This window comes from Pseudacidovorax intermedius (assembly GCF_001476815.1).
Taxonomy (GTDB): Bacteria; Pseudomonadota; Gammaproteobacteria; order Burkholderiales; family Burkholderiaceae_C; genus Xenophilus; species Xenophilus intermedius_A.
Window position 1 is genome coordinate 13,295 of record NZ_LDSL01000072.1, and the last position, 13,258, is coordinate 26,552.

Sequence of the window (13,258 nt, forward strand, 5' to 3'; positions counted from 1 at the left end):
TCATGGGCAACAAACTCTACGTCGGCAACCTGCCCTATTCGGTGCGCGACGGTGATCTCGAACAGGCCTTCGGCCAGTTCGGCGCAGTGACCAGCGCCAAGGTCATGATGGAGCGCGAAACCGGCCGTTCCAAAGGCTTCGGTTTCGTGGAAATGGGCAGCGACGCCGAGGCGCAGGCTGCCATCCAGGGCATGAACGGTCAGCCCCTGGGCGGCCGCAGCGTCGTGGTGAACGAGGCACGTCCCATGGAGCCGCGTCCGCCCCGTAGCGGTGGCGGCGGCTACGGTGGTGGTGGCGGTGGTTATGGCGGCGGTGGCGGCGGCTACGGCGGCGGTGGTGGTGGCGGCGGCTACGGTGGTGGCGGCGGTGGCCGCAGCGGCGGTGGTGGCGGCGGCTACGGCGGCCGTGGCGGCGGCGGTGGTGGTGGCAACGACGGCAGCTTCCGCAACCCCTATGGCACCGGCCCCCGTGGCGGTGGTGGCGGCGGCGGTGGTCGCGGCGGCTACGGCGGCGGCGGCAACAGCTACTGATCGATCATGCGGTCCCGTTGTTCGGGACGCATTGGAAAGGCTCCCTCGGGAGCCTTTTTCATTGGCGCGCCGGTCGGAATCCGGTAAGCCAGACCGGCCCGGCCCGGCCAGGGCCGGACCGGGCCGGACGGGGCTGGGCCACTGTTTACGCCCGTCAGCGCCGGGTCGTCGCCTTATTCGTCGCGGCGGCGCTTGCGCCCGCGCCCCTGCACCGCACGGTCGAACAGCGCATTGGGCAGGGCACGCATCAGCTTCGCCACCACCGCCATCTGCCACGGAATGACGCGGTAGCTGGCGCCGGCCTCGATGGCACGGAAGGCACGGTCGGCAAAAGTGTCGGCCGGGATGAGGAAGGGCATGCCATAGCGGTTGCCGCGCGTCAGCGGCGTGTCCACATAGCCGGGGCAGATCGTCACCACCTGCACGCCGCTGCGGTGCAGTTCGGTGCGCAGGCTTTCGCAGTAGGCGACGACGGCGGCCTTGCTGGCGCAGTAGGCGCCATGGCCGGGCAGACCGCGGATGGCCGCGACGCTGCCGATGCCCACCAGCCGGCCGCTGCCGCGCGCCACCATGGCGGCCACGAAAGGATGGAAGGTGGCGGCCAGGCCCACGTTGTTGAGCGCGAAGGTCTGCGCCATCACGTCCACGTCGCCTCGGTCGGCGGTGTCCATGCCGATGCTGACGCCGGCGTTGGCGATCACGGCGTCGGGCAGGCCCTGTCCGGCGATGCAGGCTTGGCCAGCGGCGACGATGCTGTCCACCTCGGCCACGTCGGCACCGTAGACGCGGCAGCGGTCGGGGCCGAGGCCCTGGGCGGCGGCCCATTCCTCCATCTGCGCCGTGCGTCGCGCGACCAGCGCGAGGCGCCAGCCGGCCTTAGCGTAGCGCGCAGCGAGCGCCTGGCCGATGCCGCTGGAAGCACCGGTGATGAAGACCAGAGGGGCAGCGGCGGCAGCGGGCATGGCGTCTTTCAGGGCGGCGGGCGGGCTGCCTAGGGCCGGCGGGCGCCCGGTGGGGCGGGCGGCTGGATCTGCCCGCGCACCCGGCCACGCAGGTTGGCGATGCCGCTCAGGTGGTCGTAGTCCAGAGAATCGGCCGTGAACCGGTCGCGGCCGCGCATCAGCGTGACCGGCAGGTGCGAGCGCACCTTTTCGTCGTTGCTGAAGACGTGCAGGAAGTCGCCCCGGAACTCCAGGCGCGGTGCCGGCTTGCCGTCGGTGGTCTTGCCTTCGTCGCGCACCACCACGGCATTGCCGAACAGCTGGATCTCGCTCGCGTCGGCATTGGAAAGGCCACGGTCGGCGATGGCGCGCGTCACCAGGCCCTGCGGCGAGACGGTGCGCACGCGCACGCCGTCGACCTCCATGGTGTCGGTGTCGGGATAGTGACGACCCTCGCGGCCGCTGATCTCGCTGTGCAGCGAACCGTCGGGCAGGAAACTGCGGACTGTGAAGTCGCGCATGAAGAAGTCGGGTTCGTGCGTCACGGCCTTGGGCACGCTGGGCTTGATGAGGTCGGGCGCATTGCGCACCAGCCAGTAAGTGCCCAGGGCGAGCAGGCCGGTCAGGATGATCGGCAGGTACATGCTCAGCCGGTCGAAGGCGAGGCCGAACACGGACAGCGCGCGCTTCATGCGTCGGGCACCCCGCAGGCGGCGTCGAGCAGGCCGGCATAGCGGCCGCAGGCGCACAGCAGCAGATCGCAGAACTCGCGCGCCGCGCCTTCGCCACCGCGGGCGCGGGTGACGTAGCGCACGGCCACCGCCACCTCGGCATGGGCATTGGCGGGGGCGGCGGCGAAGGCCACGCGGCGCAGCACCGGCAGGTCGGGCCAGTCGTCGCCGATGGCGGCGGCCTGCGGCCAGTCGAGGCCGAGGGCGGCGAGGATCTCGGCCGAGGCGGCCACCTTGTCCATGACGCCGTAGCGCGCGTGGGCCACGCCCAGCGCCTGCAGGCGGGCGCGCAGCGGCGCGGAGTCGCGGCCGGTGACGACCACGGGCTCGATGCCCGCCTTGCGCAGCATCTGAAGGCCATAGCCGTCTAGCACGCTGAAGCGCTTGAGCGTTTCGCCGGCGTCGGTGAAGTAGATGCCGCCGTCGGTGAGCACGCCGTCGACGTCGAAGAAGGCGACGCGCACGTCCTGCGCGGCCAGCAGCAGTTCGGGGTCGAAGGCGAGCACAGGTCGGGCGCGCAGCGGATGCGACGCCATCAGATGACCTTCGCCCGCATCAGGTCGGTGGTGTTGAGCGCACCGGCCAGCCGGCCGTCGGCATCGACGACGAACAGCCGGGTGATGCCGAATTGCTCCATCAGCTCGGCGGCCTCCACGGCCAGCGCATCCTGGCGGATGGTGCGCGGGCCGCGGTGCATGACGTCGGCGGCCTGGATGCCGCGCAGGTCGGTGCCGGCCTCGATCAGACGACGCAGGTCGCCGTCGGTGAAGATGCCTTCGGCACGGCCGCCTTCGCCCATGACGGCGGCGGCGCCGAAGCCCTGCACGCTCATCGCGCGCATGAGTTCGGCGATGCCGGCCTGCGGCGACACGCGGGGCACGGTCTCGCCGCGGCGCATGACGTCGGCCACATGGGTGAGCAGCTTGCGGCCGAGCGCACCGCCGGGGTGCGAGCGGGCGAAGTCCTCGGCACCGAAGCCGCGGGCGTCGAGCAGCGCCACGGCCAGCGCGTCGCCCAGCGCCATCTGCGCGGTGGTGCTGGCGGTCGGCGCCAGGTTGAGGGGACAGGCTTCCTTCTCGACGCCGCTGTCGAGCACCAGGTCGGCATGGCGGGCCAGCGAGGAGGCGGCGCCGCCGGTCATGGCGATCAGCGGCACGCCCTGGCGCTTGAGCACGGGCAGGATGGCGTCGAGCTCGTTGCTCTCGCCGCTGTTGGAGATGGCCAGCACCACGTCGGCCGCGGTGACCATGCCCAGGTCGCCGTGGCTGGCCTCGGCGGGGTGCACGAACAGGGCCGGCGTGCCGGTGGAGGCGAGCGTGGCGGCGATCTTGCGGCCCACATGCCCGCTCTTGCCCATGCCCATGACCACCACGCGGCCCTGCAGCGCGAGGATGCGCCGCACGGCCTCGACGAAGCTCGCGCCGACGCGCGACTTGAGGCCCTGCACGGCCGCAGCCTCGATGTCGAAAGTGGCGCGCGCGCGGGCCAGCAACGCGTCGGGATCCGGGGCCGGAAAGCTCATCGGGCGATTTTATCGGTGCGCCTTGGCCCCGCTCCGGCGCAGTGCATGGCCCTTGCTAGGATCAGCCGGATGAACACCTTCGAGCTGACGCTGCTCTACCTGCTGGCCGCCGTGCTGGGCGTGGTGGGCTGCCGTTCGCTCAAGCTGCCGCCCATGCTCGGCTACCTGGTGGCGGGCGTGCTGATCGGCCCGCACGCCTTCGCGCTGGCGCAGGATTCGGACGGCGTGCGCCACCTGGGCGAGTTCGGCGTGGTGTTCCTGATGTTCGTGATCGGCCTGGAATTCAGCCTGCCCAAGCTGCGGGCCATGCGCCAGCACGTGTTCGGCCTGGGGCTGCTGCAGGTGGCGCTGACCATGATGATGGCCACGCTGGGTGCGCTGGGGCTGTCGCGGCTGCTGCCGGATGCCTGGCGCATGAGCTGGCAGACGGCGCTGGCCCTGTCGGGGGCGCTGGCCATGAGCAGCACCGCCATCGTCGTCAAGCTGATGGCCGAGCGCCTGGAACTGGAAAGTGAGCACGGCCGCCGGGTGATGGGTGTGCTGCTGTTCCAGGACCTGGCGGTGGTGCCGCTGCTGGTGCTGATTCCTGCACTCGGCGCGCCGCCCGAGGCGCTGGTGCGCGGCCTGGGCCTGGCGCTGCTCAAGGCGACGGCGCTCATTGGCGTGCTGCTCTACGGCGGCCCGCGCGTGATGCGCTGGTGGCTCACGCTGGTGGCACGGCGGCGCAGCGAGGAGCTGTTCATGCTCAACCTGCTGCTGGTCACGCTGGGCCTGGCCTGGCTGACCGAGGCGGCAGGCCTGTCGCTGGCGCTGGGCGCCTTCATCGCCGGCATGCTGGTGTCGGAAACCGAATACAAGCACCAGGTGGAAAGCGACATCCGCGCCTTCCACGACGTGCTGCTGGGGCTGTTCTTCATCACCATCGGCATGTCGCTGGACTGGCACGTGGTGGTGCAGCGCTGGCCGCTGGTGCTCGGGCTGCTGCTGGTGCCGCTGGGCTTCAAGCTGCTGCTGGTGACGGTGCTGGCGCGGCTGCTGGGCGCGACGGCCGGCGTGTCGCTGCGCACCGGCCTCTATCTGGCGCAGGCGGGCGAATTCGGCTTCGTGCTGCTGTCGCTGGCCAATGGGCGCGGACTGCTGCCCCCGTGGCTGGGCGACCCGGTGCTGGCCTCGATGATCGTGTCGATGCTGGCCACGCCCTTCATCGTGATGTACAGCGAGGCCATCGTGCGCAAGCTGGTGGCCAGCGACTGGATGCAGCAGTCGCTGCAGGTGACCAGCCTGGCGCGCAAGATGATCGACACCGCCGAGCACGTGATCATCTGCGGCTACGGCCGTTGCGGCCAGAACCTGGCCCGCATGCTGGAGCGCGAAGGCATTCCCTACATGGCGCTGGACCTGGACCCCGACCGCGTGCGCCAGGCCGCTGCGGCGGGCGACTCGGTGGTCTTCGGCGACGCCGCGCGACCGCAGGCGCTGATGGCCGCCGGCCTGGGCCGCGCAAGCGCGGTGGCGATCACCTACCTGGACGTGCCAGGCGCCCTGAAGGTGCTGGCCGCCGTGCGGGCCCATGCGCCGACGGTGCCGGTGGTGGTGCGCACGCAGGACGACCACGAGCTGGCCAAGCTGCAGCGCGCCGGGGCCACCGCCGTGGTGCCGGAGACGGTCGAAGGCTCGCTGATGCTGGCCAGCCATGCACTGGCCCTGGTCGGCGTGCCGATGCGGCGCGTGATCCGCCTGGCGCAGGAAGCGCGCGATGCGCGCTACCACCTGCTGCGCGGCTACTTCCGCGGCGCGGACGACGACGCCTCGCTGGAAGACCTGGAACAGGAGCGCCTGGACAGCTTCACGCTGGAGGCGGGCAGCCGGTGGGTCGGCCAGGCGCTGTCGCGGCTGGACCTGGCCGATGCGGGCGTGCGCGTGGTGGGCCTGCGGCGCAGCCAGGGCCGGGCCATGGAGCCGGAGGACGACACCGTGCTGGAGCCCGGCGACACGCTGGTGCTGTCCGGCCTGCCCGGCCCGCTGGCCCTGGCGACGGAGCGCTTGCAGCGCGGCTGAGGCAAGGCGGCACCGGCTGCCGCACGGCGGTCTCTGGCGGGCCGCCCGTGTGCGGCAGCATCTCGGGCCGCAAGATTGCCCCGGCATCGCGGGCGATGCGGAGCCGCCCTACTTGCCGATGCAGAAGCGCGAGAAGATCACGCCGAGCAGGTCGTCCGCGCCGAATTCGCCGGTGATCTCGTTGAGCGCGTTCTGGGCCAGCCGCAGTTCCTCGGCCAGCAGGTCCAGCGCCGGCATGGGCGCCGCGAGGTGCTGCGCCGCCAGGTCCAGATGGCCGTCCACGCGATGCAGCGCCTGCACGTGGCGCGCCCGCGCCAGGTACACGCCCTCGGGCACGGCCTGCCAGCCGGCCAGGGCCAGCAGCTTCTGCCGCAGGGCCTCGATGCCCTCGCCCGCCTTGGCCGACAGGCGCAGGCCCTCGGCCGCCGCTGCGGGCAGCGCATCGGCCGCCACGGCATCCGACTTGTTCCACACCTCCAGCAGCGGCACGCGCGCCGGCAGCCGGCCCGCCAGGCCGGCGCGGATCTGGGCATCGGCGGCCTGGTAGTCGGCCTGCCCGGCGCGGGTCAGGTCGTGCAGGAAGAGCACCGCGTCCGCGTCCTCGATCTGGCCCCAGGCGCGGGCGATGCCGATGCGCTCCACCTCGTCGCCGGATTCGCGCAGGCCGGCCGTATCCACCACGTGCAGCGGCACGCCCTGGATCTGGATGGTCTGCGACACGATGTCGCGCGTGGTGCCGGCCACCGGGCTCACGATGGCCAGTTCGGCACCGGCCAGCGCATTGAGCAGCGAGCTCTTGCCGGCATTGGGCTGGCCGGCGATCACCACCTTGATGCCCTCGCGCAGCAGCGCGCCCTGGCGCGCGCGCTGCTGCACCGCCGCCAGTTGCGCCTGCAGGCGCTGGAGTTGGCCAGCGGCATCGGCCTGCTGCAGGAAGTCGATGTCCTCCTCGGGGAAGTCCAGCGTCGCCTCCACCAGCATGCGCAGGTGGATCAGGGCGTCGCGCAGCGTGTGGATCTCGCGCGAGAAGGCGCCGCCCAGCGAACGGCCGGCGCTGCGGGCAGCGGCCTCGGTGCTGGCGTCGATCAGGTCGGCGATGGCCTCGGCCTGGGCCAGGTCGATCTTGCCGTTCTGGAAGGCGCGCTGGCTGAACTCGCCCGGCTGCGCCACGCGCAGGCCGGGCAGGCGCGGGCGGCCGGTGGCGGCATCGGCCTCTTCGCCGGCCGCGAGGCAGCGGGCCAGCAGCAGTTGCAGCAGCACCGGGCCGCCGTGCGCCTGGAGTTCGAGCACGTCCTCGCCGGTGAAGGAATGGGGGCCGGGAAAGAACAGCGCCAGGCCGTGGTCCAGCGCGGCGCCGTCGGCATCGAGGAAGGGCAGGTACGTCGCTTCGCGCGGCTTGAGGTCGCGGCCGCACAGGGCGCGCACCAATGGCCCCAGGCCCGTACCCGACACGCGCACGATGCCCACCGCGCCGCGGCCTGGGGCGGTGGCGATGGCGGCAATGGGGTCGTTCAGGCGGGCAAGCATGGCGGCGATTCTTTCAGCAATGGCCAGGGTGGGGCAGCCCGGCGGCCGAAGACCGTGGCGCCGCAAACGAACAAGCCGCCCGGAGGCGGCCTGTGGGGCAGAGCGCAGGTGCTCCGCGCTTACTTGGTGACGCCGAGGCGCCGGTTGATCACGTACTGCTGCGCGATGGACAGGATGTTGTTCGTGATCCAGTACAGCACCAGGCCGGCCGGGAAGAAGAAGAACATCACGCTGAAGGCCAGCGGCATGATCCACATCAGCTTGGCCTGCATCGGGTCCGGCGGCGTGGGATTGAGCCAGGTCTGCAGCAGCGTGGTGCCGGTCATCACCAGCGGCAGGATGAACCACGGATCGGGTGCCGACAGGTCACGGATCCACAGGATCCAGGGCGCATGGCGCATCTCCACCGACGACAGCAGCACCCAGTAGAGGGCGATGAACACCGGGATCTGGATCACGATCGGGAAGCAGCCGCCCAGCGGGTTGACCTTCTCCTCGCGGTAGATGCGCATCATCTCCTGCTGCATCTCCTGCGGCTTGTCCTTGAGGCGCTCGCGCATTTCCATGATGCGCGGGTTGATGGCCTTCATCTTGGCCATGCTGCCGTAGGCCTTGGCGTTGAGCCAGAAGAAGGCGGCCTTGAGCAGCACCACCAGCGCCACGATGGACCAGCCCCAGTTGCCCAGCAGCTTGTGCAGCTGGTCGAGCAGCCAGTACAGCGGCTTGGAGATGATGGCGAAGATGCCGTAGTCCTTGACCAGGTCCAGGCCGGGGGCCAGGGCTTCGAGCTTCTTCTCTTCTTCGGGGCCGGCGAAGAGCACGGTGTCCACCGACTGGGAGGCGCCGGGCGCCACCGTCGGCAGGTTGGCCACCATGGCCACGGCGTACAGGTTGGGGCCGAGCGCATCCGGGCCCTGCACGCGGAACTCGCGCTTGAGGCCGGCGCTGAAGGTCGGCTCGATCAGCCAGGCCGAGGCGAAGTAATGCTGCACCATCGACACCCAGCCGTCGGTGGCCACGGGCGGCAGCTCGGCCTTGCCCTTGGCGATGTCGGCGAAGGCGATCTTGTGGAACTTCTTTTCGTTGGTGTAGGCCGCCGGACCGGTGAAGGTGCTGGTGCCCAGCATGGAGCCGTGCGACTCCACGCCGTGGCGCAGCAGCTGCAGGTACAGCTGCGGATCGCGCGGCTGGTCGCCCACGTTCACCACCTGGTGGCGCACGTGGATGGCGTAGTCGCCGCGCTTGAAGACGTAGGTCTTGACGTACTTGAGGCCGCCCGCGGGCTGCGACTCGAAGCTCACCTCCAGCGTGTCCTGGCCGTCGGCCATGCGGTACGGGCCGGGCTTGGTCGCCATCAGGCTCAGGTGGTTGGGGAAGCTGCCACCGGCGCCGGAGGGATTGAGCAGGCCGGTCTGGGCCAGGTAGCGGTTGGCCGGGCCGTCGTCCATGAGGATGACCGGCTCCTCGACCACCGGCAGCGCCGGCATGCCGACCCAGCGGCGCACCATCGGCATCAGGCCACCGTGCGAGGTCTCCTGCATGTACTGCAGCAGTTCCAGGCGCGACAGCGTGCCGCCCTGCGGATCGATGGCGGCCTTGTAGACGTCGGTCTCGACCTGCACGCGCTCGGCCGGCACGGCCGTCGGCGCGGCGGTGGGCGCGCTGGCGGTGCTGGTGGCGCCACCGGCCGCCGCCGGCACGCCGGTGGCCGGCGCGGAGGCGCCCGATGCCGGCGCCGGTGCCGTGGCCACGGGCTTGGCCGAAGGCAGGAAGGTCGGCGTTCGGCCGTTGTGGACCTGCCACTGGTCCCACAGCATCACCAGCGAGAAACCGAAGATCACCCAGAGGATGGTGCGGCGAATGTCGTTCATGAAGAGGACTTCTTGTCGAGAGAGGAGAACAGCCCGGCCCCGGCCGACGGCGGCACGGGGTCGTGCCCGCCCGCACACCAGGGATGGCAGCGGGCCAGGCGTCTCAGCGTGAGATAGCTGCCCTGCGCCGCGCCATGCGTCTGCAGCGCCTCGATGGCGTAGACGGAGCAGGTGGGCGAAAAGCGGCAGGCGCCACCCAGCCAGGGGCTGAGCAGCAGACGGTAGGCGCGGACGATGGCAATCAGAAGACGCTGCATCGGCAACAACGGGCGGGGGATGCGGCGCGCGTCAGCCGGCCGTCCGCCGGGCGCGGGCGAACAGCTGCTCCAGTTCCGCGCGCACGGCGCGGCGCAGCGGCTCGGACGTGGCGCTGACGAACTGGCGGCGATCGAAGGCCGAGCGCAGCCGCACCACGTAGGCGGCGGGCGGCTGGTCCTGCAGCGCGAGGCCCAGGGTGTAGATCTGGCGGCGGATGGCGTTGCGCGTGACGGCACGGCGCGCCCAGCGCTTGGGCACCATGGCGCCCAGCCAGACACCGGTCGGCCGGAACAGCGGCACGGCATCGTGCTCGGCGGCAACGCCTTCGGCTGCCGGCTGCGCGGGAGGCAGCGGCAGGCTGCGGCGGTGCAGCGCGAAATGGGGCGTGCGCGCGACGGTCGCGCCGGCCAGAGCCGCCTGGAACTGGTCTCTGGTGCGCAGGCGCAACATGGATCCGGGGACCGGCGAAGCCGGCAGTCCCGCGGCGCGTTGGACGACGCTCACGCGCTGTGGACAAGCAGCTGGCGCGCGCCGGCGCAGGCGGCAAAGACCCGCTGCACCGGTCGGCCAAAACCCGCCTCGGCCCGTGCCGGCGAGGTCCGCGGCAGTGCCGAAGGCGGGCGCGCCCACCACGTCACCGTTCAGACGGCCAGACGCTTGCGGCCCTTGGCGCGGCGGGCGTTGATGACGGCGCGGCCGCCACGGGTCTTCATGCGGACCAGGAAGCCGTGGGTACGGGCGCGGCGGATCTTGGACGGTTGGTAGGTGCGTTTCATGACGAGGGTTCCTGCAAGAGTGCTGATTCGACAGGCCCGTCTTATCGATGTGGTGTCGGCCTGGAACTGCGGCGATGGGCACCCGTGAACATGCTGCACACGGGCCGCCGATTGCTGCAGCCAGGTCCGCGGCCGGGCCCCGGCTACCCTTGGTCGCGCGCACCGAAGCCGGCCGGCGAAAAAGGGAACCCGAAATTATCGCAGACATGCGCTGACACGGCAATCGGCGCGGCGCGCTTACAGCATTCACCCCGCCCGTCAAGGGGTGTGGATAAGTTTTTGACAAGTTAGAATCGCGCGTGCTTTCCGTTCCCAACTATCCACAACAGACGCACGCGCCGATGAACCCGCAGCGGCCGTCCTGCCTGCCGAGCCGCCATGTCGAGTGAAGGGGTCGGCGCCAGCCTCTGGCAGGCCTGTGTCGACCAGCTCGCCCAGGAGCTGTCCGAGCAGCAATTCAACACCTGGATCAAGCCGCTGACCGCGCAGGTGACCGACGACCTGACGCGTATGACGATCTTCGTCGCCAACCGCTTCAAGCTCGACTGGATCCGCGCCCAGTACGCCGCCCGCATCGCCGACATGGCCGAGCGCCTGTCGGGCCAGCCGGTGGCCGTCGAACTTGCCCTGACACCGCGCGAGGTGCCGGTGCGCCAGCCCGTCACGGTGCAGGCCGTGCCCTCCGCCATCTCCGAGCCCGAGCCGCTGCGCGCAGGCGACGGTCCGGGCAGCATGGCCGGCATGGCGCCCGACGAGCCGGCCGGCGCCTTCAAGAACCGCCTGAATCCGCAGCTGACCTTCGACAGCCTGGTCGAGGGTTCTGCCAACCGCATGGCGCGCGCCGCGGCGATGCACGTGGCCGGCACGCCGGGCCACCTGTACAACCCGCTGTTCATCTACGGCGGCGTCGGCCTGGGCAAGACCCACCTGATGCATGCGGTGGGCAACAAGCTGCTCACCGACAAGACCGACGCCAAGATCCTCTACATCCACGCGGAGCAGTTCGTGTCGGACGTGGTCAAGGCCTACCAGCGCAAGACTTTCGACGAGTTCAAGGAGCGCTACCACTCGCTCGACCTGCTGCTGATCGACGACGTGCAGTTCTTCGCCAACAAGGACCGCACGCAGGAGGAGTTCTTCAACGCCTTCGAGGCCCTGCTGGCGAAGAAGTCGCACATCGTCATGACGAGCGACACCTATCCCAAGGGCCTGACCGACATCCACGAGCGCCTGGTGTCGCGCTTCGACTCGGGCCTGACCGTCGCCATCGAGCCGCCCGAGCTCGAGATGCGCGTGGCCATCCTGATCAACAAGGCCGCGGCCGAAAGCGCCGAGATGCCCGAAGAGGTCGCCTTCTTCGTCGCCAAGAACGTGCGTTCCAACGTGCGCGAGCTCGAAGGCGCGCTGCGCAAGATCCTGGCCTATTCGCGCTTCAACCAGAAGGACATTTCCATCCAGCTGGCGCGCGAGGCGCTGCGCGACCTGCTGTCGATCCAGAACCGGCAGATCAGCGTGGAGAACATCCAGAAGACCGTCGCCGACTACTACAAGATCAAGGTCGCCGACATGTACAGCAAGAAGCGCCCGGCCAGCATCGCGCGGCCGCGCCAGATCGCGATGTACCTGGCCAAGGAACTGACGCAGAAGAGCCTGCCCGAGATCGGCGAGCTCTTCGGCGGCCGCGACCACACCACGGTGCTGCATGCGGTGCGCAAGATTTCCGGCGAACGGCAGCAGCTGACCGAGCTGAACCAGCAGCTGCACGTGCTGGAGCAGACGCTCAAGGGATAGGCGGCGCAGGCCGCAGGGGCGCAGACAATGCGCCGGCATCCGGGCGCAGGCCCGTGAAGATCGAGGACGAAGAGGAAGAGGACATTCATGATCGTTGTGAAGGCACCCCAAGACCAGGTTCTGGCCGCGCTGCAGTCGGTGGCGGGCATCGTCGAGCGCCGCCATACGCTGCCGATCCTGGCCAACGTGCTGATCCGCAAGGCGGGCGGCCAGCTCCAGCTGACCACCAGCGACCTGGAGATCCAGATCCGCACCACCGCCGAACTCGGCGGCGACGACGGCACCTTCACCACCACGGTGGGCGCGCGCAAGCTGATCGACATCCTGCGCACCATGCCGGCCGACCAGACGGTGAGCCTGGAGTCGAACCAGAGCAAGCTGGTGCTCAAGGGCGGCAAGAGCCGCTTCACGCTGCAGACGCTGCCGGCCGAGGACTTCCCGCTGGTGCAGGAATCGGCCAGCTTCGGCCCGGCCTTCAGCGTCCCGCAGAAGACGCTCAAGGCGCTGCTGTCGCAGGTGTCCTTCGCCATGGCGGTGCACGACATCCGCTACTACCTCAACGGCATCCTGTTCGTGGCCGAGGGCAAGCAGCTGTCGCTGGTGGCCACCGACGGCCACCGGCTGGCCTTCTCCAGTGCCACGCTGGACGTCGAGGTGCCGCGCCAGGAAGTGATCCTGCCGCGCAAGACCGTGCTGGAACTGCAGCGCCTGCTGTCCGACGCCGACGGCGGCGACACGCCGCCCATGATCGAGCTGCAGTTCGCCAACAACCAGGCCAAGTTCAACTTCGGCACGATGGAGTTCGTCACCAAGCTGGTCGAGGGCAAGTTCCCCGACTACAACCGCGTGATCCCCAAGAACCACAAGAACAGCGTGACGCTGGGCCGCGCGCCGCTGCTGGCCAGCCTGCAGCGCACCGCCATCCTGACCAGCGACAAGTTCAAGGGCGTGCGGCTGAACATCGAGCCGGGCCTGCTGCGCATCGCCTCCAACAATGCCGAGCAGGAAGAGGCCGTGGACGAGCTGGACATCGACTACGGCGGCGACAGCATCGAGATCGGCTTCAACGTCACCTACCTGATCGATGCGCTGGCCAACATGGGCCAGGACATGGTGCGCGTCGACCTGCAGGACGGCAACAGCTCGGCGCTGCTGACCATTCCCGAGGACGCGAACTTCAAGTACGTGGTCATGCCGATGCGAATCTGAGGTCGCCGCGCGCCCTCAGATTCGCATCGCGTGCATGTGGCGCA

The 13,258-nt window shown here is 70.1% G+C and carries 13 protein-coding genes; 4 read left to right on the plus strand and 9 right to left on the minus strand.

Going from position 1 to position 13,258, the window contains the following annotated elements; translation table 11 throughout:
- Positions 1-2: 2 nt before the first annotated feature.
- Positions 3-530 (plus strand): RNA-binding regulator, encoded by a 528-nt coding sequence (gene rbp / locus NS331_RS12510; protein ID WP_058642320.1) that lies wholly within the window; start codon positions 3-5, stop codon positions 528-530.
- A gap of 173 nt (positions 531-703) precedes the next feature.
- Here the strand turns inward: rbp and NS331_RS12515 are convergent, their stop codons facing one another.
- The 4 genes from NS331_RS12515 to NS331_RS12530 are packed head-to-tail and all read right to left on the minus strand — an operon-like array spanning position 704 to position 3,724.
- Positions 704-1,492, minus strand: a complete 789-nt coding sequence (locus tag NS331_RS12515) for an SDR family oxidoreductase (protein WP_058642321.1) — start codon at positions 1,490-1,492, stop codon at positions 704-706.
- A 29-nt stretch (positions 1,493-1,521) separates the two neighbouring features.
- Positions 1,522-2,163: an LPS export ABC transporter periplasmic protein LptC gene (gene lptC / locus NS331_RS12520; RefSeq protein ID WP_058642322.1), complete on the minus strand. Its 642-nt coding sequence runs from the start codon at positions 2,161-2,163 to the stop codon at positions 1,522-1,524.
- A complete protein-coding gene (locus tag NS331_RS12525; RefSeq protein ID WP_058642323.1) occupies positions 2,160-2,738 on the minus strand; it encodes a KdsC family phosphatase in 579 nt (192 codons plus the stop codon). The genes lptC and NS331_RS12525 overlap by 4 nt, the downstream gene beginning before the upstream one ends.
- Positions 2,738-3,724: a KpsF/GutQ family sugar-phosphate isomerase gene (locus tag NS331_RS12530; protein WP_058642324.1), complete on the minus strand. Its 987-nt coding sequence runs from the start codon at positions 3,722-3,724 to the stop codon at positions 2,738-2,740. The genes NS331_RS12525 and NS331_RS12530 overlap by 1 nt, the downstream gene beginning before the upstream one ends.
- A gap of 69 nt (positions 3,725-3,793) precedes the next feature.
- Here NS331_RS12530 and NS331_RS12535 point away from each other — a divergent pair, with 69 nt between their 5' ends.
- A complete protein-coding gene (locus NS331_RS12535) occupies positions 3,794-5,782 on the plus strand; it encodes a monovalent cation:proton antiporter family protein (RefSeq protein WP_058642325.1) in 1,989 nt (662 codons plus the stop codon).
- Positions 5,783-5,890: 108 nt separating this feature from the next.
- Here NS331_RS12535 and mnmE read toward each other — a convergent pair whose 3' ends face one another.
- The 5 genes from mnmE to rpmH all read right to left on the minus strand — a co-directional run bounded on the left by mnmE (position 5,891) and on the right by rpmH (position 10,214).
- Complete coding sequence (gene mnmE / locus NS331_RS12540) at positions 5,891-7,309, minus strand: tRNA uridine-5-carboxymethylaminomethyl(34) synthesis GTPase MnmE (RefSeq protein WP_058642326.1); 1,419 nt, start codon at positions 7,307-7,309, stop codon at positions 5,891-5,893.
- Between the two features lie 119 nt (positions 7,310-7,428).
- Positions 7,429-9,180, minus strand: a complete 1,752-nt coding sequence (yidC, locus tag NS331_RS12545; RefSeq protein WP_058642327.1) for a membrane protein insertase YidC — start codon at positions 9,178-9,180, stop codon at positions 7,429-7,431.
- Positions 9,177-9,437: a membrane protein insertion efficiency factor YidD gene (gene yidD, locus NS331_RS12550; protein ID WP_058642328.1), complete on the minus strand. Its 261-nt coding sequence runs from the start codon at positions 9,435-9,437 to the stop codon at positions 9,177-9,179. Before yidD ends, yidC begins: the two co-directional genes overlap by 4 nt.
- Before the next feature lie 31 nt (positions 9,438-9,468).
- Entirely contained in the window at positions 9,469-9,888 is a 420-nt protein-coding gene (locus NS331_RS12555; protein ID WP_058642329.1) for a ribonuclease P protein component, read from the minus strand.
- A gap of 191 nt (positions 9,889-10,079) precedes the next feature.
- Positions 10,080-10,214, minus strand: coding sequence for a 50S ribosomal protein L34 (gene rpmH / locus NS331_RS12560; RefSeq protein WP_006299042.1), 135 nt, complete (start codon positions 10,212-10,214; stop codon positions 10,080-10,082).
- A 378-nt stretch (positions 10,215-10,592) separates the two neighbouring features.
- Here rpmH and dnaA point away from each other — a divergent pair, with 378 nt between their 5' ends.
- Positions 10,593-12,005 (plus strand): chromosomal replication initiator protein DnaA, encoded by a 1,413-nt coding sequence (gene dnaA, locus NS331_RS12565; protein ID WP_058642330.1) that lies wholly within the window; start codon positions 10,593-10,595, stop codon positions 12,003-12,005.
- Between the two features lie 87 nt (positions 12,006-12,092).
- Positions 12,093-13,214, plus strand: coding sequence for a DNA polymerase III subunit beta (dnaN, locus tag NS331_RS12570; protein ID WP_058642331.1), 1,122 nt, complete (start codon positions 12,093-12,095; stop codon positions 13,212-13,214).
- Positions 13,215-13,258: the final 44 nt, after the last annotated feature.